The 22211-nt window shown below is 66.1% G+C and carries 18 protein-coding genes; 7 read left to right on the top strand and 11 right to left on the bottom strand.

What is annotated here, in order from left to right:
* Nucleotides 1–99 precede the first annotated feature (99 nt).
* Nucleotides 100–1056, bottom strand: coding sequence for a YegS/Rv2252/BmrU family lipid kinase (locus tag ACW2Q0_RS10790; RefSeq protein WP_457188744.1), 957 nt, complete (start codon nucleotides 1054–1056; stop codon nucleotides 100–102).
* The gene (locus ACW2Q0_RS10785; RefSeq protein WP_457188885.1) at nucleotides 1053–2630 is read right to left on the bottom strand and encodes an FAD-binding oxidoreductase; all 1578 of its coding nucleotides are present in this window, start codon (nucleotides 2628–2630) and stop codon (nucleotides 1053–1055) included. The genes ACW2Q0_RS10790 and ACW2Q0_RS10785 overlap by 4 nt, the downstream gene beginning before the upstream one ends.
* A 186-nt stretch (nucleotides 2631–2816) precedes the next feature.
* On the opposite strand from ACW2Q0_RS10785, the gene ACW2Q0_RS10780 reads away from it, so the two are divergent.
* Both ACW2Q0_RS10780 and ACW2Q0_RS10775 read left to right on the top strand, forming a co-directional pair.
* The gene (locus ACW2Q0_RS10780; protein ID WP_457188742.1) at nucleotides 2817–3425 is read left to right on the top strand and encodes a TetR/AcrR family transcriptional regulator; all 609 of its coding nucleotides are present in this window, start codon (nucleotides 2817–2819) and stop codon (nucleotides 3423–3425) included.
* 61 nt (nucleotides 3426–3486) lie between these two features.
* Nucleotides 3487–5040, top strand: a complete 1554-nt coding sequence (locus tag ACW2Q0_RS10775) for a glycerol-3-phosphate dehydrogenase/oxidase (RefSeq protein ID WP_457188740.1) — start codon at nucleotides 3487–3489, stop codon at nucleotides 5038–5040.
* On the opposite strand, the gene ACW2Q0_RS10770 is transcribed toward ACW2Q0_RS10775, so the two are convergent.
* The gene (locus tag ACW2Q0_RS10770) at nucleotides 5037–5564 is read right to left on the bottom strand and encodes a GNAT family N-acetyltransferase (protein ID WP_457188739.1); all 528 of its coding nucleotides are present in this window, start codon (nucleotides 5562–5564) and stop codon (nucleotides 5037–5039) included. The genes ACW2Q0_RS10775 and ACW2Q0_RS10770 overlap by 4 nt on opposite strands.
* A 325-nt stretch (nucleotides 5565–5889) precedes the next feature.
* On the opposite strand from ACW2Q0_RS10770, the gene ACW2Q0_RS10765 reads away from it, so the two are divergent.
* From ACW2Q0_RS10765 to ACW2Q0_RS10750, 4 genes are all read left to right on the top strand, one after another.
* Nucleotides 5890–7239, top strand: coding sequence for an FHA domain-containing protein (locus ACW2Q0_RS10765; RefSeq protein ID WP_457188736.1), 1350 nt, complete (start codon nucleotides 5890–5892; stop codon nucleotides 7237–7239).
* Nucleotides 7240–7681: 442 nt separating this feature from the next.
* Nucleotides 7682–9991, top strand: coding sequence for an FdhF/YdeP family oxidoreductase (locus tag ACW2Q0_RS10760; RefSeq protein ID WP_457188734.1), 2310 nt, complete (start codon nucleotides 7682–7684; stop codon nucleotides 9989–9991).
* Entirely contained in the window at nucleotides 9988–10821 is an 834-nt protein-coding gene (fdhD, locus tag ACW2Q0_RS10755; RefSeq protein ID WP_457188732.1) for a formate dehydrogenase accessory sulfurtransferase FdhD, read from the top strand. Before ACW2Q0_RS10760 ends, fdhD begins: the two co-directional genes overlap by 4 nt.
* 68 nt (nucleotides 10822–10889) lie before the next feature.
* A complete protein-coding gene (locus ACW2Q0_RS10750; RefSeq protein WP_457188730.1) occupies nucleotides 10890–11423 on the top strand; it encodes a hypothetical protein in 534 nt (177 codons plus the stop codon).
* Between the two features lie 65 nt (nucleotides 11424–11488).
* Here ACW2Q0_RS10750 and ACW2Q0_RS10745 read toward each other — a convergent pair whose 3' ends face one another.
* From ACW2Q0_RS10745 to ACW2Q0_RS10710, 8 genes are all read right to left on the bottom strand, one after another.
* A complete protein-coding gene (locus ACW2Q0_RS10745; protein WP_457188728.1) occupies nucleotides 11489–11899 on the bottom strand; it encodes an NUDIX hydrolase in 411 nt (136 codons plus the stop codon).
* Nucleotides 11900–11951: 52 nt separating this feature from the next.
* Nucleotides 11952–12266: an integration host factor, actinobacterial type gene (gene mihF / locus ACW2Q0_RS10740; protein WP_040687687.1), complete on the bottom strand. Its 315-nt coding sequence runs from the start codon at nucleotides 12264–12266 to the stop codon at nucleotides 11952–11954.
* A 618-nt stretch (nucleotides 12267–12884) separates the two neighbouring features.
* Nucleotides 12885–13235: an STAS domain-containing protein gene (locus tag ACW2Q0_RS10735; protein WP_457188726.1), complete on the bottom strand. Its 351-nt coding sequence runs from the start codon at nucleotides 13233–13235 to the stop codon at nucleotides 12885–12887.
* Between the two features lie 310 nt (nucleotides 13236–13545).
* Complete coding sequence (gene clpX / locus ACW2Q0_RS10730) at nucleotides 13546–14826, bottom strand: ATP-dependent Clp protease ATP-binding subunit ClpX (RefSeq protein ID WP_063044679.1); 1281 nt, start codon at nucleotides 14824–14826, stop codon at nucleotides 13546–13548.
* Nucleotides 14827–15256: 430 nt separating this feature from the next.
* Complete coding sequence (locus ACW2Q0_RS10725) at nucleotides 15257–15925, bottom strand: ATP-dependent Clp protease proteolytic subunit (RefSeq protein WP_364501262.1); 669 nt, start codon at nucleotides 15923–15925, stop codon at nucleotides 15257–15259.
* Nucleotides 15926–15970: 45 nt separating this feature from the next.
* Entirely contained in the window at nucleotides 15971–16555 is a 585-nt protein-coding gene (locus ACW2Q0_RS10720; protein ID WP_457188722.1) for an ATP-dependent Clp protease proteolytic subunit, read from the bottom strand.
* A gap of 356 nt (nucleotides 16556–16911) precedes the next feature.
* Nucleotides 16912–18285 carry a trigger factor gene (gene tig / locus ACW2Q0_RS10715; RefSeq protein WP_457188720.1) on the bottom strand — a complete coding sequence of 458 codons (1374 nt, stop codon included), beginning with the start codon at nucleotides 18283–18285 and terminating at the stop codon, nucleotides 16912–16914.
* Between the two features lie 167 nt (nucleotides 18286–18452).
* Nucleotides 18453–19028 (bottom strand): FKBP-type peptidyl-prolyl cis-trans isomerase, encoded by a 576-nt coding sequence (locus tag ACW2Q0_RS10710; RefSeq protein ID WP_457188718.1) that lies wholly within the window; start codon nucleotides 19026–19028, stop codon nucleotides 18453–18455.
* 278 nt (nucleotides 19029–19306) lie between these two features.
* On the opposite strand from ACW2Q0_RS10710, the gene ACW2Q0_RS10705 reads away from it, so the two are divergent.
* Nucleotides 19307–21766, top strand: a complete 2460-nt coding sequence (locus ACW2Q0_RS10705) for a phosphoketolase family protein (protein WP_457188883.1) — start codon at nucleotides 19307–19309, stop codon at nucleotides 21764–21766.
* Nucleotides 21767–22211: the final 445 nt, after the last annotated feature.

Genomic DNA, 22211 nt, shown 5'->3' with positions numbered 1-22211 from the left:
ACCGGACACCTCCAATTCAGAGAACCGGTCTTCGACGGTCCTCCTGGACCGAACCATCGACCACCACGCCGCGTCGGTCTCGCGGGTCGACCGTAGTGGTCATGGGACCAGCACAGTAAGTGCGCCGTGGACCGCGCGGAGGGTGACGGGGAGCATCCCTGCCGGTTCGCCGTCGGCGGTGACGGGCGCGCCCGGAGCGGTAAGCGTCACCCGGGCGACGCGATACTGCTTGGATTTCGGGTGCTCGATGCGCTTACCCGCCGACAGCGCGGGCAGCAGGCGGAGCATATCCAGCCGCGAAACCGGGCCTACAACAGTCAGATCCAGTAGCCCGTCATCCATTAGCGCGTCCGGGCAGACCAGCATGCCGCCGCCGTAGGTGCGGGTATTGCCGACGGCCACCATGACGGCTTCGGTCTCGATGAGGGTGTCGGCGTCGGGATTGTCGAGCGCACCGGGAGCGACTCCGGACAGCTCGATTCGGTAGGGCACCGTCAATCGGCCGGAAATCTCGGCCAGTGCGGCGAAGGTGTAGCGCATCGGCCCCTTGGGCCGGTGCATATCGTTGGCGCGCAAGGTGACTCGCGCATCGAAACCGGTACCGGTGACGGTGGCGAACCATTTGGCTGGGGCTGTCGGCGTGGGCGATTCGATGCGGCCGAGATCGATGGTGCGGGTGCGGCCGCCGAGGATCAGGTCCGCGGCCGCGACGGGATCGCCGGTGGGCACACCGATTTCGCGCGCGAGATCATTGCCGGTGCCCGCCGGGATCAGGCCGAGCGGCACGCCGGTCTGCGCGATGGCTTCCAGGACGACATTCATCAAGCCGTCGCCGCCGACGCAGACCACCGCATCCGGCTTTGCGCCGCCGGCGATCGAATTCCGCACCTGGCGTACGGATTCGGCGGCCGATGGTGCGCGCACCTCGGTGATCTGGACCCCGCGGGCGGCGAAGCGCGCCAGCGCGATCGCGGCTACCTCGTGCCCTCGGCCGACACCGGACTGCGGGTTGGTCACCACGGTGATCGCGCGGACGGGACACCCATCCTGTATCACGGAACCAGCTTTCCCGGATTGAGGATGCCCGCGGGGTCCAGTTCCCGCTTCACCGCGCGCAGTACGCGCACGCCCAGATCACCGATCTCGTTCGGCATCCAGGGGCGGTGGTCGGTGCCGACCGCATGATGGTGGGTAATGGTGCCGCCCGCGGCCACGATCGTTTCACCGACCGCACCTTTCGCGAGGTGCCACTGGGTGATCGGATCGTCCAGTTGCTTGGCGATGATGGTGAAGTACAGCGACGCTCCGGTCGGATAGGTATGCGAGATATGGCACATCACCAGCGGCGGGGTGCCCTGCCGGGCGAGCGCATCGGTCAGCGCCGCGGTCACCCTCGCCTTGAGCTCGGCAAGGTTCGACCAGGTCGTCGCGGTTTCCAGGGTTTCGCACAGCACACCGAGATCGAGCAGTGCATCGCGCAGATAGGGTGCGGCGAAACGCCCGTGCTCCCATTGCTGGGCCGGGGTCTGTCCCAGAACGGTCCCGCCCGCCGCCGCGAGCAGTGCCCTCGCCTCGGCACTGCGGGCCGCGACATGCGCATCGGCGCCTTCGAAGGTGGTGATGGCCAGACAACCGGCCACCGCCTCGCCGCCGATATCGGCCGAGCGCGCCAGGTTCACGCCGGTCTCGACCTCGTCGGACAACCGCAGCACCGTCGGCGCGGCACCCGCCTGCACCACCGAACGCAGTGCGGCGGATCCGGTTTCGAAGTCGGGAAAAGACCAAGCCTGGTAGACGACGGTTTCCGGCACCGGATGCACCCGCAGTGTGACCTCGGTGATCACCCCCAGCGTCCCCTCCGACCCGACGAATAGTTCGCGCAGGTCCGGGCCCGCGGCGGAGGCGGGTCCACGGCCTAGTTCGATGGTGCCGCTGGGTGTCGCGACCTTGAGGTGCTGGACCATGTCGTCGAAGCGGCCGTAGCCCGCCGATGCCTGCCCGCAGGACCGGGTCGCGGCGAATCCGCCGATACTGGCGAATTCGAAGCTCTGCGGGAAGTGACCGAGCGAAAATCCCTGGGCGGCAAGGAGTTCCTCGGCCCTGGGGCCGGTGAGTCCGGCGCCGAGCGTGGCGGTGCCACTGACCGGATCGATCTCCGAAATACCGGCCAGGCGGCGCAGATCCAGCGCGATGACAGCATCGAAGCGACCGCGGACCGGATCGACGCCACCCACCACACTGGTACCGCCGCCGAAGGGAACGACCGCGATGGCATTGTCGGCGCAGTAGCCGAGCACGGCGAGTACCTGCTCGTGATCGGCAGGGAAGACGACGGCGTCGGGTGCGTCCTGCGGCCCCTCGGCACGACGGCGCAACAGGTCGGGGGTGCTCTTACCGCCCGCGTGCAGCAGACGATCGTGGTGGTCGACCGAAATGCTGCCCATGCCGACCACCGCGACCAACCCGTCCCGTTGAGCCGGCGTCAGTGTCGACTCGCGTAGCGGCACATCGCCCTCATCGCGGCGCGCCACCGGGTCACCGGACACTCCGAATACCTGCGTCAACAGGTTCCGAATCGAAGCCGAAAGCGGCTTGTGTCCGGCGGGGATGCCCCAGGCGTCCCACACCATACTCGCCGCATACGACGGCGCGCCCGGGTTTTCGGTGGGTGCCCCGGTCGCGGACGGCCCGATTTCGACGATGTCCTGCTGCGTCTCGGCCATACGTTACAGTTTGACATAGACTGTCAAGCAGTAATGATAAGGTATCCGTCTTTCCGGCACCTCGATGCCGCCGACACCCGGTGGTGATATCCGATGACCTCCACAGCGTCCGCCCCCGATGACGCGCTCTCGGCCACCGATCTCGCGATCCTCGATGCGGCCAGAGCCTGCGTAGAGGAGTTCGGGGTGCGTCGCACCACGCTCACCGAGGTGGCCCGCCGCGCCGGTGTCAGCAGACCGACGGTCTACCGGCGCTGGCCCGATACCGGATCACTGGTCGCCGAATTGCTGGTGCGCGAACTGCGCGCGATCATCGCCGACACCATGCCGGCCGCCGGCGATGCGCGCACCCGCTTGGTCGAGGGGGTGGCCGCGGGTGCGGCGAAGATTCGCTCGAATCCGTTGTTCGGCAAGATCTTCCGCACTGATACCGACCTCATGCTCACCTACGTCTTCGGCCGCCTCGGCCGCAACCAGCGCGCGCTGATCGAGCTGTTCGGTGCGGGCATCCGGGACGGCCATCGGGACGGCACGATTCGCGGTGGCGATCCGGAACAGATGGCGACCATGTTGCTACTGATCGCGCAGTCGGCGGTGCAGTCGGCCGGCACGGTCGCGCCGTTGCTGGCCGGTACGGCGCTGGATACCGAATTGGCCCGCGCGATCGACGGCTACCTGGCGCCCGCCGAGAAGGCGCGATGACCGAACCCCATTGCCGAACACCTCGGCACCGGCGATCCGTCTGCCATCGAAAGGGAGTGTAATGACTGCGAATTCGACTGGCGCCCACGGCAATTCCGCGCTGAATGCCGGACGCCGCAACCGCGAGCTGCAACTGCTCGGCGACGGTGGCGAAATAGATGTGCTGGTGATCGGCGGCGGCGTGACCGGAGCCGGCGCCGCGCTCGATGCCGCGGCGCGCGGACTGCGGACCGTACTGCTGGAGCGGCACGATCTGGCGTTCGGCACGAGCCGGTGGAGTTCGAAGCTGGTACACGGCGGACTCCGGTATCTGGCCAGCGGGCAGGTCGGCATCGCACAGGACAGCGCGGTCGAGCGCGGGATTCTGATCACAACCACCGCACCGCATCTCGTTCGTCCGTTACCGCAGCTCGTGCCGTTGCTGCCGGAAATCGGTATCGCGCAGCGGGTTTTGATTCGAGCCGGTTTCGTCGCCGGGGATGTACTGCGCCGCAGCGCGGGCACTTCGCCCGCGACACTGCCGCGTTCGCGTCACGTCGCGACCGCCGAGGTGCTGCGGTCGGCACCGACCGTGCGCCGCGACGGGTTGCGCGGCGGCCTGCAGGCCTGGGATGGACAGCTGGTCGACGATGCGCGGCTGGTGGTCGCATTGGCCCGCACCGCCGCCGCATACGGCGCAACGATCCTCACCCGCGTGGAAGCCCTTGACGTGACCGGAGATTCGGCAACCGCGCACGACACCCGGACCGGCGAGACCCTATCCATCCGAACTCGCAGCGTCGTCAATGCCACCGGCGTCTGGGCCGATCAGGTCGACCCGAGCATCGAACTGCGCCCCAGCCGCGGCACCCACCTGGTCTTCGATGCCGAATCCTTCGGCGGACTGACCGCCTCGCTGACCGTCCCCGTCCCCGGCAGCACCAGTCGTTTCGTCTTCGCCTTCCCCGCCGCCCACGGCCGGGTCCACCTCGGTCTCACCGACGAGGATGCCCCCGGCCCGGTTCCCGACGAACCGAAGCCCACCGATACCGAAATAGATTTCCTCCTCGACACCATCAACACCGCACTCCGAGAGCCATTGACCCGCAACGATATACGCGGCACCTACGCCGGACTGCGCCCACTACTGCGTACCGCTGACAACAGCACCGCCGATATCTCCCGCAGGCACGCGGTGCTGCGCTCCCCCACCGGTGTCATCACCATCGTCGGCGGCAAACTCACCACCTACCGCCGGATGGCCGAGGATGCCGTCGATGCGGCGATCGCGCACGGCAACCTCACCGCCGGACCGTGCCGCACCAAGCGACTTCCGTTGGTGGGCACGGTATCCGGCGCCGCTCGCGACCGCATCGCCGCCCCGGCTGTGCTGGTCGAGCGCTACGGTAGCGAGTCGGCATCCATACTCGAACCGGCCGAGCGCAATCCCGCACTCGCCGAACCGGTCGCGCCCGGAATCGACGTCACCGCAGCCGAATTCGCCTTCGCGATCACCCACGAAGGCGCGCTCGCCACCGACGACCTGCTGGACCGCCGCACCCGGATCGGTCTCGTCCCCGAAGACCGGGCGGCAGCCCTACCCGCCGCGCAGGCCGCTTTCGCGCGCCAGCCTTAATCCAGTTGCCAGAGGTCGAGTTCGGCGCGCATGGCGGCGCGCGGCCACAGGTCGAGGCCGTGCGCAGCCTCGGCCGCACGGATTTCGCGTAGCTCCGCGGTCTCCTCGGCGGGCGCCAGGAAGCGGAAGCCGAGACGTTCGTAGTACGGGCCGTTCCAGGCCACATCGATGAAGGTGGTCAGCGTGATCGCCTGCATCCCTTGGGATTTCGCCCAGCGGACCGCGTGGTCGATGAGCTGTTTGCCGATCCGCTTGCCCGCGTGATCCGGATCCACCGAGACCTGGTCGATATGGGCGTTATCGTCGACGATGCCGAGAATCAGATAGCCGATCGGGCGCCCGGCGTCATCGGGATAGATCCAGGCGCGGCCCGCCTGCTGGAATTCCCGGAGCGTATCCAGTGAGGGCGGATCGTCATCGGCAACGGCAGTCATGCCGATGTCGGCGAATGGTTTACCCGCCACACGCTCGATATCTTGCAGTATCGGCAGGTCGTCCTCGACCGCCGGTCGAATCATCCGCATGGATGATTTTCCCACGGAACTCATCCGACCGGAGTCGCCAGGATGCCGTTGATCAGCGCCCGCAGCGCCCAGAGTGACCGATCGTCGCCCCGTGAGGCGGTCGCGCCAGGTGTCGCCCGCCGGCTCGGGCACCGTGCCGAACGTAGTTCGACTCGTCTCCGGCCATGACGCCGCATGCGCTGGGGGCGAGTGACGCAGCGCACTTCGGGGCACTGGGTGGACACAGATCGTTGCGCGCCTGCCCTTTGCTGTTGCTCGAGGGGCCGTTTCGGGTGCTCGGCAGGCTCTATGCTGGACGCCGGTGGTGGTCCGGGAAGGAGGCGGCGTGCGGAATGCCCCGTCGACCGTGGGGATTGCGCCGGGCAATGGTCTGATCGCGCGCTTCGGTGCGGTAGTCGTGTACCTCGCAGGCGAAACCCCTTCCGCGGACCGGATACTCGGTGCGATCGAGGCCGTGTCGGATGCGCGGCATCCTGGAGCGGCGATCGCGCAACGGCTGGCCGCAGTGGTTTTCGGCGGTAATTCCGAACCTGCGCCCTTCGGCGTTATCGCACCGACTGCCGACGGCACCGTCGTACTCCTGCGCGGACAGGTCAGCGCGGAGATCCAGGGCGCGGAAGGCACGCGGCGACTCGCCGGAGCCCGCGCGTTCACCTGGGTAGACGAAATTGTGCGAGAACCGGTGCGGAGCATCGCGGTCGGCGCGGACACCGCCTTCCCGATACACGAACTGCCACGCACCGACCTGCGCGCCGGCATCGTCGCAGGCGGCGGTTTCGTCCTACGCATAGCAGCCCGCCGCACCGGAAAATCCGCAGCCACCCGAGCCCGCACCACCGGCGCCCCTTCTCCCGCCGCCGAACCCCCACCCACCGCCGCAGCCGGATTCGAAGCCCTCCCCGACTCCGACGAGCCAACGGAAAAAGCAGGACCCACCAGGTCGACAGATTCCGACCGCACCTCGCGGGGATCGGCGGCACAAGCCGAGGGATTCGGCGAGCCGACCGATAAGGCCGGGCCCATGGAATCGACGGCCGCCGCCCGGCCGGGCGCGGCGTTGTCGCAGGCGCGGCCAAAGGTTTCGGCACTGTCCGATGGATCCGGGCAGACCGGTGCGGAGGGGATCAGTACCCCGGCCATGTCCGCCCGGAAACCGGAGGACAACACCGGAACGCGAGCCGGGATGGCAGCGCGGCCGGAACCAATTGCACTGCACAAGATTCCGGCGTTGCAGGGGGTACGACCGCGGCCACTGCGACCGATCGGCGGCGCGAACAACTCGGAGGCGGGGCAGCCCGTCGGCACGCTGGTTCTCGCGGATGGTTCCGCCTATCCACTCGACCGAGCGTACGTCGTCGGGCGCAGCCCGATGATCGACGAGACGGTGCGTGCGGGCACGGCTACCCCCATCGCGGTCCCGCGCGACCGCCACGTCTCGCGAGTGCACGCCTACGTCTCGGTCGACCGCGGCAAGGTTTACGTCCGCGACGCCGCAACCCCCGCTGGCACTTTCATAGCCGCCCCCGGAGCCGACGAATGGACCCGCATCGGCACTACCCCCACCGAACTGCATTCCGGCTGGAGCCTGCGCATAGGCCAACGCATCCTGACCTATCGCACGCAGGACCGCCCCGAGCACCCGACACCAGCCACGAGCAAACGCAGCCGATCCTGACCATCTCACACCAACGCCGAGTCCGGTCGCGCAGACCCAAGCGCGCTACCCGCAAAACCCGGCATCAAGGGAGAAGCGGCCGAACAGGCATCCGACCGCGACCAGCAGCGCGACCGAATGCTGGACTTCACGCGCCGAGACGCCGCGTGCCGACGCTCCCCGCCGGCGCGCAGCGGTATTGCCGCAGGCGTCTCCATCCGCCCACGCCTCAGATCGGCAATTCGATCCGCAGATATGGCGAGCCCTGCCCCGCCGATGCGCAGGCTTCCCACAGAGCCCGAATCCGGCGAAAACCGCTGGTTACCAGGTCGCGTCGCCGTGTGGCAAACGAATACCGGGCACCGACAATCCGGTGCGGGGGCACGACCCGATAATCGCAATGCGGGGATCCGGACAAAGGGGGGGTCCGCGACAAAAATATGAGAAGAGGACAATATCCACTATGCACCGCAACGGGCCGACACAGGACATCGACGAGTCCGAGCTGACAGTGACCCCGCCCAAGAGGCAGGCTGCGGGCGTGACGGCCGTGGCCGTCGCGCTCAAACGCGGGGTCGAGGAGATGGGGTTGCTGCGTACCGCGCGCACCCTGGCCCGCGTCAACCAGGTGCACGGCTTCGACTGCCCCGGCTGTGCCTGGCCGGAGCCGACGGGACACCGCCGCCCGGCCGAATTCTGCGAGAACGGCGCCAAGGCCGTCGCCGAGGAGGCGACACTGCGCACCGTCACCCCCGAATTCTTCGCTGAACACTCGATCGAGGAGCTGGCGACCAAGTCCGGTTACTGGCTCGGCCAGCAGGGTCGCCTCACCCATCCGATGGTGCTACGCCCCGGCGCGACCCATTACGCGCCCATCGCGTGGGACGACGCCTACCGGCTCATTGTCGAGCACCTGCGCGCGCTGAGCTCGCCCGACGAAGCCCTCTTCTACACCTCGGGCCGCACCGCCAACGAGACCGCATTCCTCTACCAATTGCTGGTGCGCAGCTTCGGCACGAACAATCTGCCGGACTGTTCGAATATGTGCCACGAATCCTCCGGCACCGCGCTGACCAACTCCATCGGCATCGGCAAGGGCTCGGTCTCGATCGACGACTTCAACAAAGCCGATCTGATCATTGTCGCGGGCCAGAACCCGGGCACCAATCATCCGCGCATGCTCAGCGCGCTGGTGCGGGCGAAGGCCAACGGCGCCAAGATCGTCGCGGTCAACCCGCTGCCGGAGACCGGACTGCTCGGCTTCCGCGACCCCCAGACGGTCAAGGGTTTCACCAGCGGTGTCGCCATCGCCGACGACTTCCTGCAGATCCGCCTCGGTGGCGATATGGCGCTGTTCCAGGGCCTGGGCAAACTGCTGTTCGAGGCCGAGGACCGCGCGCCGGGCACAGTGGTCGACCGCGAATTCGTCGATACGCACTGTGCGGGCTTCGCCGAATACGAAAAGAATATGCGCGCCGTCGATCTCGCCACCGTGCGGACGGCAACCGGCCTCACCGATGACGATTTGCACCGCACCGCAACACTTTTGGCCGAATCGAAGAACATCATCGTCTGCTGGGCGATGGGCCTGACCCAGCAGCAGCACGGCGTCGCCACCATCGAGGAGGCGACCAATCTGCTCTTGCTGCGCGGCATGATCGGCAAACCCGGCGCGGGCGTATGCCCGGTGCGCGGCCACTCCAACGTGCAGGGTGACCGCACCATGGGCGTCTGGGAGCAGATGCCCGACACCTTCCTCGACGCACTGGACCGCGAATTCGGCATCACCAGCCCGCGCAAACACGGCTATGACACCGTCGATGCCATCCGTGCCATGCGCGCGGGGGCGGCGCGGGTGTTCTTGGGCATGGGCGGCAATTTCGTCTCCGCTACCCCGGATACCGAGGTGACCGAGGCGGCGCTGCGCAGTTGCGCGCTGACCGTACACGTCTCCACCAAACTCAACCGCAGCCACGTCGTACACGGCGCGACCGCACTCATCCTGCCCACCCTCGGCCGCACCGATCTCGACCTGCGCAACGGCATCAAACAGCAAGTGTCGGTGGAGGATTCGATGTCGATGGTGCACTTGTCGACCGGCCGGCTCGAGCCGGTCAGCGAGCACCTGCGCAGTGAGGTCGCCATCGTCTGCGAACTCGCGCAGACGCTGTTGGGCCCCGATCACCCGGTGCCGTGGGCGCAGTACCAGCAGGACTACGACAAAATCCGCGATGCGATCGCCCGGGTCGTACCCGGTTTCGCCGATTACAACAAGCGGGTGCGCAACCGCAACGGCTTCGTCCTGCCGCATCCGCCGCGCGACTCCCGCGAATTCCACACCGCCACCGGCAAAGCCAACTTCGCGGTGAATGAACTGACCTGGGTACCCGTCCCCGAGGGCCGGTTGATCCTGCAGACGCTACGCAGCCACGACCAGTACAACACCACCATCTACGGCCTGGACGACCGCTACCGCGGTGTGCACGGCGGCCGCAAGGTGGTCCTGATGAATATCGACGACATCACCGAATTCGGTTTCGTGGACGGCGATCTGGTGGATCTGATCTCCGAATGGACCGATGGCATCGAACGCAAGGTTACCGGCTTCCGCATCGTCGAATACCCGACCCCGCGCGGCAATGCCGCCGCCTACTACCCCGAGACCAATCCACTGGTTCCGCTGGATCATGTTGCGGCACAGTCGAATACGCCGGTTTCCAAGGCTGTGACCATCCGGGTGGAGCCGCACGTCTATGTGGGCCAGCCATCGTGAGTCGAGTAACCGCGCGCCGCAAGACGCGCCGTATCTCACCGAGCGGCGTGATCGAACGCCCGGATTCCGTTGCGGTAGAGGAACCATTGGAGCTGCGCCTCGACGGCCAGTCGCTCACGGTCACCATGCGCACCCCGGGCAGCGATATCGAGCTGGTGCACGGATTCCTCTTGGGCGAGGGCATCATTGAAGCCGCCGCGGATGTGGTGAGCGCCCGCTATTGCGCGGGCACCGACGAGAACGGCCAGAACACCTACAACGTCCTCGATGTCCAGCTGCGCACCCCGGTCCCGGTGCACAGCCGCAACTTCCTCACCACCGGCGCGTGCGGTCTCTGCGGCAAGACCGCACTCGACGAGGTCCGCACCCATACCAGATTTCCCTTGCCGGACACTTCGATCACCGTCGACACCGATGCCCTCGCCGCCATGCCGGACCGATTACGCACTCGCCAAACGGTTTTCGATGCAACCGGCGGTCTGCACGCCGCGGGACTGTTCACCCCGGACGGCACCGCACTCGCCGTGCGCGAGGATATCGGCCGGCACAATGCCGTCGACAAAGTACTCGGCTGGGCGGTTCTCGAAAACCGGATCCCCGCAAACGATCTCGTGCTCATCGTCAGCGGTCGAGCATCCTTCGAACTCGTCCAGAAAGCCGTGATGGCGGGCATCCCGATGTTGGGCGCCGTCTCGGCGCCCAGCTCGTTGGCCATCGATCTGGCCGCCGAATCCGGCCTCACCCTGATCGGCTTCCTGCGCGGCGACACCATGAACATCTATTCCGGCGCCGACCGGCTCACCGTTACCGACGAGTTCGCCGCCTATTGATCGTGACCCGCGATCCGACTTACGGTGGCAGCACCCGATCCCTGGTTCGGCGACGAACGGAGAGACCGATGCGGATCACGGTAGCTGGCAAATCCGGCGGGCTACACCTGCGGAGGCGGTTCGAACAGCAGCGCAATCGATGGCTCGCGGTGCGAATCATGTTGGGGGTATTGGCATTTCAGGGCGCGATCGTCGGACTGTGGGCGGTCTTCGCGCCGCACTCCTGGTACTCCAGCTTTCCGGGTTTCGGCATGCAGTGGATCTGCGCCGACGGCCCGTACAACCACCACCTGGTCTCCGATGTCGGCTCGTTCTTCCTGGCGCTGACCGCCGTGACCCTGGCCGCGCTATTCCTCGGCGGCAGCGCACTTGCCCATGTCGCGGGCCTCGGCTGGCTGGTCTTCGGCATTCCGCATCTGATCTACCACGCCTTCCACAAACCCGCGGATATGGGCGGGGCCAGCTTCATCCTCAGCCTGATCGGTGCGTCGCTCATCGTCGCCCTCGGCCTGGCCGTGCTCCTGGTCACTGCGCGCGGGCCGCGGTTGCGCGATCCCGACCCGATCACCTTCCGCCTTCCACGCCGCCATATGACCAGGTAGATGCCCGAAACAGTAACGCCCCACAGCGCATGCCGTGGGGCGTTCTCCGTGCGAAGTGGGCGTGCTCAGGACCCGTGCCAACCTCCGACCTCGGTCAGATGGTCGAGGGCCTGCACAACGGCCGGTGCGCACAGGTGTCCGTCGTCGGGCCCGAGCCACGCCATCTCGGCGATCTCCGCCGCCGGAGCCGGCGTGCCGTGACCGGGTGCGCGGAAGCAGTGCATCTCGACCAGCGTTCCGGGACGCCCGTGGGCGGGAGCCGTAATGATCACCACGGGCGTGATCCGGTGTGCCTCCAGTTCGACACCGACTTCCTCGCGGACCTCCCGAACGAGCGCTCCCGCCAGGGTTTCTCCGGGTTCGGGCTTACCGCCCGGCAGATAGAAGGCGTCGCGTCCCTCGGTCCGGACCGCGAGCAAGCGGCCGTTCTCGACGCACAGCCACGCCACGGACGTGAGCGTTCGTTTCCCGGTCATGGTGCGGCTGACCCTTTCGAGCGACCTGCAAGCAATCGCTGCGGACGACGTGTCAGTCCTTCAGCGCCTCGAGCAACGCCGCACGCTGGCGGGCGCCGAGTCCACCGATACGGCGGTCCTCCGGAATTTCCGCCTGATCCATCAGCTTGGCGGCCTTGACCGGTCCGACACCGGGCAGCGCCTTGATCACGGCAGCGACCTTCGTTTTCTTGACCAGGTCGTCGCTGTCCGCCTTCTTCAACAGGTCGGCAACCGAAACCTTGCCGGCCTTCACCTTGCCGATCAGTTCGGAGCGCGCCTTGCGGACCGCAGCCGCCTTGGCCAACGCCTCAGTGCGCTGTTCCGCGGTCATGGTAGGCAGTGCCATGTCTCCTCCGCTTTCACTCGTCACTCGAACATCGAACATCTGGTTGACCGGACCGAGTAAACAGCACGACGAGCACCACACAAGCTCGACACACCGGGTTCGAACAGCGGGAAATAGCGACAAGTTTTCCAGGGGTCCGCAGGGTGGTAACACCTGGAGGGTCTACGGCGACACCTAAAGCAGACGCAACAGTGCGGGACAGAAGGTTCAATGGCGAACCAGGGAGTCAATGGCGATTCCGAGTTCGGGCGCGATCGGTCGCCACAGTGATGGTGACAAGCGGTCGTCACCGTTCCCGAAACGCTGGCGCGCCAACAAGATAGCCGAGGGGCGACGATCGGACCGCTCGGTGCGCGATTCACAGTTCGATGTGTACTGGCGCGGGGGGCCATCTGCGCCAGTACGTCTGCCCTACCCGATGGGATTCCGTCTCATGTGACCGCCGAGCACCGCTACGCTCCGAATTAGAACCCGTTTCAATTCATGAGCGGTGAGGGCGAAATCGTCGCCATGCGCGCCTACTGGAGCCAGGACGATACGCGCAACGAAGCATCCCGAGCCCGCCCAGACCGCGGGTGCGGCAACCGAATTCGGCTGCCGCACCCGCGTTTTCGACTATCAGGCGCTCGCGCGAGCAAGCTCTGCCAGTTTGCCCCGCGCCACCGCGGCGAGGCTGGGGATGATGTCGAAAACCGCGGCATGACCCGCGACCTCTAGTAGCCGATCCACGCAGCGCGGGCCCGTGATCAACTGGAGTCGCCGCCCGCTGTCGCTGCACCAGGATCGGGCCTGCATCAATACCCGCAGCCCCGCGACGCCGAAGAACGTCACCTTCGATAGGTCGATGACAACCACCGCGCCCGCTGTTGGCAGCGCCTCGAGCAGGGACCGCCGAAAGGCGTCAGCCGTCAGGTAATCCATTTCGCCGCCGACGGCGCACAAGGTGACCGCGTCCACGGGTGGTGACACGACTACGCACAGACGACCGGCGGACCGCTGTGGTCCGGATCCGTTCGCGGCAGCGATACGTTGATCTGAGGGAATGAGAACTGTCGACATGAGGACCTCGGTCCGTCGCATCCGCCGGGCAGAACCCTTGTCGGCGGGAACTTTTCGCCCCGATCATTCACGGACCAGGACTGGGCTGGTTACTCAACCGTGTAACACGAGTACCCAAATCGGCAGGCCGATACACATCGAACTGGTCCGAACGCGATTGCCACAGCAACGTGCCCGGGCCAGGGCGAGTTGGCTTCGTCTGCCTCGGTTCGTCCAGCGATTACGCCGACTTCTCCCGGCGCTCGGCGCGCTGTGCCTTACGCGGCACAATGGTCGGCAGCACATTGTCGTTGACGGTATCGGCGTTCACGACCACCTTGGCGACGTCGTCGCGGCTGGGGATGTCGAACATCGCCAGCTGCAGGACCTCCTCCATGATGGCGCGCAGACCACGCGCACCGGTGCCGCGCAGGATCGCCTGATCGGCGATCGCCTCCAGCGCGTCATCGGTGAATTCCAGGTCGACGCCGTCCATCTCGAACAGTCGGACGTACTGCTTCACCAGCGCGTTCTTCGGCTCGGAGAGGATCTTGACCAGCGAGTCCTTGTCCAGGTTCGTCACCGACGCGACAACCGGGAGGCGACCGATGAATTCCGGGATCAGACCGAATTTGATCAGATCCTCGGGCATCACCTCGGCGAAGTGGTCATCGGTATCGATTTCGGCCTTGGAGCGCACCTCGGCGCCGAAGCCGATGCCGCGGTGTCCGGTGCGATCGGAGATGATCTTCTCCAGACCCGCGAACGCACCCGCAACGATGAAAAGCACGTTGGTGGTGTCGATCTGGATGAATTCCTGGTGCGGATGCTTACGCCCACCCTGCGGCGGCACACTCGCCTGCGTACCCTCCAGGATCTTCAGCAGCGCCTGCTGTACCCCCTCACCGGAGACATCGCGGGTGATCGACGGATTCTCGCTCTTACGAGCGATCTTGTCGACCTCGTCGATGTAGATGATCCCGGTCTCGGCACGCTTGACGTCGTAGTCCGCGGCCTGGATCAGCTTCAGCAGGATGTTCTCGACATCCTCACCGACGTATCCGGCCTCGGTCAGCGCCGTCGCGTCGGCGATGGCGAACGGGACATTGAGCATCTTGGCCAGCGTCTGCGCCAGGTAGGTCTTGCCGCAGCCGGTGGGGCCGAGCATGAGGATATTGGACTTGGCCAGTTCGACGGTCTCGCCGCGGCTGTCGCGACCCTTGTCACCCGCCTGGATGCGCTTGTAGTGGTTGTAGACGGCCACCGCGAGGGTGCGCTTGGCGGTGTCCTGCCCGATGACGTAGTTCTCCAGGAAGTCCCGGATCTCGGCAGGTTTCGGCAGCTCATCGAGTTTGACCTCGCTGGACTCGGCCAGCTCTTCCTCGATGATCTCGTTGCACAGATCGATGCACTCGTCGCAGATGTACACCCCTGGTCCCGCAATGAGCTTCTTGACCTGCTTCTGGCTCTTTCCGCAGAACGAGCACTTCAGCAGATCGCCGCCATCTCCGATGCGCGCCATCTCGTGGGTCCCTACTTCCTTGTCCGCGTGCAACCGTCTATCCAGGTTGCCAGCAATCCGCCACCCTCGGGTGTAATCACGAACACCTCGAGCCATTCCGACGGTTCGAGCACTGCCGTCAACCGGGAGCCAAGGTCCCTAGCTTGACCGTACCCGGTGTGTGCGACGGAGGTCGACAACTCGAGCATGTTTCTCACGCGGGGTCGTCCGAGTTCTTACCACTTGGAACACGTTCACCCCGATCGACGGCCATCCGAGAACTCCTGACCGCCCGCTTCGGAAAACCTTCCGCCCGACACCCTGCCGGCCGATCGGCCTTCGGCGAAGTAGTCCGGCCGGGCCACGTGCCGAGCGGCATATGTCCCGGCCGGATTTTCCTGACATAGAACAACTTACGAGCGATCAGCGCACCACGTCCGGCGCGGCCGACCTACTTCTGGGCGCTGAGCTTGCGGTAATCGAAGACCGTATCGATGATCCCGTACTCCTTGGCTTCCTCGGCCGTCAGGATCTTGTCGCGGTCGGTGTCCTTGCGGACGGTGTCGGCGTCCTTACCGGTATGACGCGCCAGCGTGGTCTCCATCAGACGACGCATGCGCTCGATCTCGGCGGCCTGGATCTCCAGGTCCGAAACCTGACCCTGGATGCCACCCTCCAGCGACGGCTGATGGATCAGCACGCGAGCGTTGGGCAGGCAGGCGCGCTTACCGGGGGTACCGGCGGCGAGCAGCACGGCCGCGGCGGAAGCGGCCTGCCCCAGGCAGACGGTGGCCACATCGGCACGCACGTACTGCATGGTGTCGTAGATCGCCATCAGCGAGGTGAACGAACCACCGGGCGAGTTGATGTACATGGTGATGTCGCGATCGGGATCGAGCGATTCCAGCACCAGCAGCTGCGCCATGATGTCGTTCGCCGAGGCGTCGTCGACCTGCACGCCGAGGAAGATGATGCGCTCCTCGAACAGCTTGTTGTACGGGTTGGACTCCTTGACACCGAAGCTCGAGTGCTCGATGAACGAGGGCAGGATGTAGCGCGACTGCGGGCTCGCCGGAGCGGTGCCGCCGAGGCCGGCGCGCGGGTCGAACTGATTGGCCATCTTCGTCTCCAAAGTCTGGGTGGGTGAGCGAACTGCGGAGCGGGCTTACTTCGCGCCGTTCGCCTGGGCCGCGTGGCTGATCACGTGGTCGATGAAGCCGTACTCCTGGGCCGCCTGCGCCGTGAACCAGCGGTCGCGGTCGGCATCGGCGGTCACCTGCTCGACGGACTTACCGGTGTGCAGCGCCTGCAGCTCGTTCAGCTCCCGCTTGGTGTGCGCGAACTGCTCGGCCATGATCGCGATATCGGCCGCGGAACCACCGATGCCCGCCGACGGCTGGTGCATCATGATGCGCGCATGCGGCAGCGCGTACCGCTTGCCCTTGGTACCGGCGGTGAGCAGGAACTGGCCCATCGATGCGGCCAAGCCCATGCCGTAGGTGGCGATATCGCACTCGGCGAACTGCATCGTGTCGTAGATGGCCATACCCGCGGTTACCGAACCACCTGGCGAGTTGATGTAGAGCGAGATGTCCTTGGTCGGATCCTCCGCCGACAGCAGCAGGATCTGCGCGCACAGCTTGTTGGCGATGTCGTCGTCGACCTGGGTGCCGAGGAAGATGATGCGCTCACGCAGCAGGCGCTCGAATACCGAATCACTGAGGTTGAGACCAGCAGTGGGGGAACTCATGAGGACCCCTGCCTTGTTCATTGTCACGGATACCTGCCTTCTCTTCTCACCGGCTCTGATTGCTACACAGCCATCACTGGTTCGCTGTCACAAACATTAACGAAGCCGGGCGGCACCGAACTCCCGGTACCGCCCGTCTTCGCTCACAGCGCAATCTCGCTGACGCTCGATTGCGCTGTACGCGAGAGCGCGCTGTGTTTTCGGCTCACTCGCTACGCTCCTTCACGGCGCAATCTCGCTGACACTCGACTGCGCTGTACGCGAGAGCGCGCTGTGTTTTCGGCTCACTCGCAACGCTCGCTCACCGCGCAATCACCCAACCACACGGCACCCGATCACGTTGTTCTTCGATGGAATTATTCGGCGCTCGTGGCGGCGGCCTCTTCGGCGGTCTCCGGCTCGGAACCCTCAGGGGCGCCGAACATTTCGGCGGTGTCCACGGTGTTGCCGTCGGAGTCGGTGACCTTCACCTTACCGACCACACCGGCCAGCGCCTTACCACGACGCACGTCCGCGAAGACCGCGCCGAGCTGGCCCGCCTGCTGCACCTGCTGGATGAACTGCTCGGGCGAGAGGCCGTAGCGCTGCGCCTGGAACAGGATCCGCTCGGTGAGCTCCTCCTGGCCGACCTGGGTGTTATCCGCCTCGGCGATGGCATCCAGCAGCAGCTGGGTCTTCACCGACTTCTCGGCGGACTCCTTGGTGTCCTTGTCGAATTCCTCGCGGCTGGAGCCCTGGGACTCGAGCGCCTCGGCGAGCTTGGCCTCGTCGTGGTCGAAGCCGTGCACGGCATCGTGCAGGACGGCGTCGATCTCGGCCTGCACGACCGCCTCCGGCAGCGGCACCTCGACCTGCTCCAGCAGGGTCTCGAGCACCTTGTCGCGGATCTGACCGGCCTGCTCGACCTTCTTGACGCGCTCGACCCGGTTGCGCAGATCTTCCTTCAGCTCATCGAGGGTGTCGAATTCGCTGGCCAGCTGGGCGAAGTCGTCATCGGCCGCGGGCAGCTCGCGCTCCTTGACCGAGCGCACGGTGACGGTGATGACCGCCTCCTTGCCCGCGTGCTCACCGGCGACCAGGTCGGAGGTGAACTCCTTGGACTCGTCGACCGAAAGGCCGATGAGCGCCTCGTCCAGGCCCTCGATCAGCTGGCCCGAGCCGACCTCGTGGGACAGGCCGGTGGTAGCCGCCTCGGGCACATCCTCGCCGTCGACGGTGGCGGAGAGATCGATGGAAACGAAGTCGCCGTTCTGGACTGGACGCTCGACACCGGTCAAGGTGCCGAAACGCTGGCGCAGCGACTGCAGCTGCTCGTCGATGTCCTCGTCACCGATGGTGAACGAGTCGACGGTCACCTCGATGCCGTCGTAGGCGGGCAGGGTGATCTCCGGACGCACGTCCACCTCGGCCGTGAACGCCAGCTCCTGGCCGTCCTCGATCTTGGTGATCTCGATCTCGGGCTGGCCGATGACCTTGACCTCGGAGGTAGTGACCGCCTCGCTGTAGCGGCCCGGCAGCGCATCGTTGACAACCTGCTCGAGGATCGCGCCGCGACCCAGACGGGCCTCGATGAGCTTGGCCGGGGCCTTACCCGGACGGAAGCCGGGGATGCGGACCTGGTTGGCCAGCGCCTTGTAGGCCTTGTCGAAGTCCGGCTTCAGCTCCTCGAAAGGCACCTCGACGTTGATCCGGACCCGGGTCGGGCTCAGCTGCTCGACGGTGCTCTTCACGGACATGCTCCTTGTTCGTTGGTTCTGGTCGACTTGCTTGTGGCCGACGTGTGGGGGTAATCACGAGCGAAATCGCCGCACGGCTCAACGTGCGTATCTCGACCAGGTTAGTTGACCCGCCGCGGCGGGCTGCAGGCAGCACCACCGCCACCGACCCCGCCCCGCGATTACTTGCCGACGGCGACCGCGTCGGTGACGAAGACCAGTGTTTCGTTCGGCTTGATGCCGTTGCCGCCCGCGCCGTAACCGAGGTTCGGCGGAATGATCAGCAGCCGCCGCGCACCCGCCTGCACGCCGACCAGCCCCTGCTCCCACCCCGGAATGACCTGTCCCTCACCCAGCGTCAGCTGGAAGGGCTTACCGCGATCGAAGGAGCTGTCCAGCTTCTTCTTATCCGACCAGGTGATCAGCGTGTAATTCATGGTGAGCGGCTGACCGGCGACCGCGCCCGGCCCGCTGCCGGGGACCAGATCCTTGACGACGAGCTGGGTCGGCGGGGTGCAGGTGTCCGGGATGGTGATCTTCGGCGCCGCGCCGAAACCGCCGACCACCACGATGTCGTCGGCGGTGCATTCGGCGCCGGTGTGCTGCGCGGGCAGCTTGCCGAAAGTGGGCTGCGCCGATGCGGCGGCCGATGACGTGGTGGCGGTCGAGCCCTTGCCATCGTCCGAGCTACAGGCGGCCAGCGCGAATGTCGCGGCGGCAATGGTGCCGATACCGATGATCCTGCGCAGTGTTTGCATGCGGCGGACCATAATCCATCGCGACGCGTCTCGGCCCAGCCGGGTGATGCGACGACAGATGGCACCGGATCACGTGACATCCGGCACCAGACGGACCCACCCCCGGCGAGGGACCGTGAGAACCGATTCGGCGGGGCCCGGCCTGGGTAGGCTGACGGTGAATTCTCCATCCGGCGTTAGCGATCGACGTCGGCAACCGTGCAGGACCCGGTGACAGGCGGTCCCTCCAGGTGCCGCTTCCGATGCCCGAGTGTGAGGAGAGTCGTCGCATGACGCAGATGGTTGGTACCGACAGCGATACCTCTGCCGACAATGTCGCAAGCAGTGGGGGTGCGACCGTCGCGCCGCGGCCGTATCGGCTCGGGGACGTGCCGGGCCCGCTCGATCACGCTGAGCTGGAGGCGCTCGACGCCTGGTGGCGCGCCGCGAACTATCTGGCGGTGGGCCAGATCTATCTGATGAGCAATCCGCTCTTGCGCGAGCCCCTGCGGGCCGAACACATCAAACCGCGTCTGCTCGGACATTTCGGCACCGTGCCCGGTCTGAATCTGGTTTGGGTGCACGCGAATCGAGCGATCCGGCAGCGCGATCTGAACGCGGTCTTCGTGGCCGGGCCGGGGCACGGCGGGCCTGGGCCGAATGCCTGCGCGTGGCTGGAGGGGACGTACTCCGAGCTGTACAGCCACGTGCCCCAGGACGAGACCGGGATGGGCGCGCTGTTCGCACAGTTCTCCTTCCCGGGCGGCGTGCCGAGTCACTGTGCGCCGGAGACGCCCGGTTCCTTCCACGAGGGCGGTGAGCTCGGCTATTCGTTGCTGCACGCGTTCGGCGCGGCGCTGGATAATCCGGATCTGACCGTGTTCTGCGTAGTCGGCGACGGCGAGGCGGAGACCGGGCCGCTGGCCACCAGCTGGCATGCCAATAAATTCCTCAACCCGGTGCGCGATGGCGCCGTGCTGCCGATTCTCGCGCTGAACCAGTACAAGATCGCCAATCCGGCCATCTTGGCGCGCATCCCGGAATCCGAATTGCTGATGCTGCTGCGCGGATACGGCTACGAGCCGATCGTCGTCGCGGGCAGCGATCCGGCGGCCGTGCATCAGGAGATGGCCAGTGCCGTGCAGACCGCCCTGGATCGCATCGCGGAGATCCAGCGGGCCGCACGCGCGGGGACCGATGGTGCATGCGCGAGTTGGCCGATGATCGTGCTACGCACGCCGAAGGGGTGGACCTGCCCGCCGATGGTCGACGGCGATCCGGTCGAGGGCACGTTCCGTGCGCATCAGGTGCCGTTGACAGCCGCGCGAACCGATGAAGGGCATCGGGCGGTGCTCGAACAGTGGTTGCGGTCCTATCGACCCGAACAGCTCTTCGATGAGACGGGCAGGCCGGTATCGGCGCTGCTCGACCTGGTGCCCGCCGGTGATCGGCGGCTGAGCGCGAATCCGATTGCCAACGGGGGCATGCTCGTTCGAGATCTGCGGCTGCCCGATTGGCGCTCCTACGGCGTCGAGGTCCATGAGCCGGGCGGGAGCCAGCACGAGGCCACCCGGGTGCTCGGCGCCTGGCTGCGCGATGTCACCGCGCGCAATCCGGACAACTTCCTGACCTTCGCCCCCGACGAATTGGCCAGCAATCGACTGCAGGACATCCTGCAGGTCACCGGACGAAATTGGCAGGCCGAGATCGGCGAATTCGATGTGGACCTCGATCGCACCGGACGAGTGATCGAGGTGCTGTCCGAGCATATGTGCCAGGGGCTGCTCGAGGGCTACCTGCTGACCGGCAGGCACGGTGTGTTCACCTGCTACGAGGCATTCATCCACATCATCGACGCGATGTTCAACCAGCACGCCAAATGGCTGGACGCGAGTGCGGCGGTACCGTGGCGACGTCCCATCGCGAGTCTGAATTATCTACTGTCATCACATGTTTGGCGGCAGGACCACAACGGCTTCACCCATCAGGATCCCGGTTTCCTCGATGTGGTGCTGAACAAGAAGGCATCGATCGTACGGGTGTATCTGCCGCCGGACGCGAATACGCTGCTGTCGACCTACGATCACTGTCTGCGTTCCCGGCATTACGTCAATGTCGTGGTCGCCGGGAAACAGCCGCAGGCGGACTGGCTTTCGGTTTCCGATGCCGCCGTGCACTGCGCACGCGGTGCCGGGATCTGGGACTGGGCCGGACAGAACGACGATCCGGGCACCGCACCCGATGTCGTGCTCGCCAGCGCCGGGGACGTACCGACTCTGGAAACGCTCGCGGCGGCGGCGATTCTGCGCGCACGTCTGCCGGAACTGCGGTTGCGGGTGGTGAATGTGGTCGACCTGATGCGACTGCAACCAGCCGACGAACATCCACACGGCCTGTCCGACAGCGAGTTCGACGCGCTGTTCACCCGGGATCGTCCCGTGATCTTCGCGTTCCACGGGTATCCGTGGTTGATCCACCGACTCGCCTATCGGCGCACGAACCACAGTGAGCTGCACGTGCGCGGCTACCAGGAAAAGGGCACCACGACAACGCCTTTCGATATGGTGATGCTGAACAACCTCGACCGATACCACCTGGTCATGGATGTGATCGACAGAGTTGCGACCCTGCGGGAGAAGGCGGCGGGGCTGCGGCAGGAGATGGTCGACGCCCGCTGGCGTGCCCGCGCCTGGACCCGCGAGCACGGCGAAGACATTCCAGCCGTGGCGAACTGGACCTGGCCGAACCTCAGTCTCTGATACGAAACTTGGACGGAGCGCGTCGTCGACACCGGGAATGCTACCGGTAGGGCAGCAAGAACGCAGTGGAACGGCGCGCGTGGGTGGACAGGTCGCGGGATTCCCGGCTGCCCCGCCGCCAACGGCGAGCCGCCGCGCAACCCCGATGATCCTCGACATCGCCGAAGTTTCTCGGTACGGCAACACGCCTGAGCGAAGCTCTGGCTATCCGCGGGTGCGACTGCCAGCAAACCACCCCGGTCACACTGCTGCCCCTTCACCCGGGTCAGCACCTCCAGCTTCCGAGATGAGGCGGACACGGCGGTATCCGATAAGCACGGCACCGAGGCACTGAAACCAACTGGGACACGAGTACACCCCGCCGAACGCCACCGCATCGACGCACCGAAGCAGGCACCCGACTGCACCGACGTCCCGAACCCGTACAAGCCGAAGCTGAACCATG

Source organism: Nocardia citri (assembly GCF_054065835.1).
The sequence above is the reverse complement of the archived record's forward strand: the minus strand, read 5'-3'. Positions and strand labels throughout refer to the sequence as shown.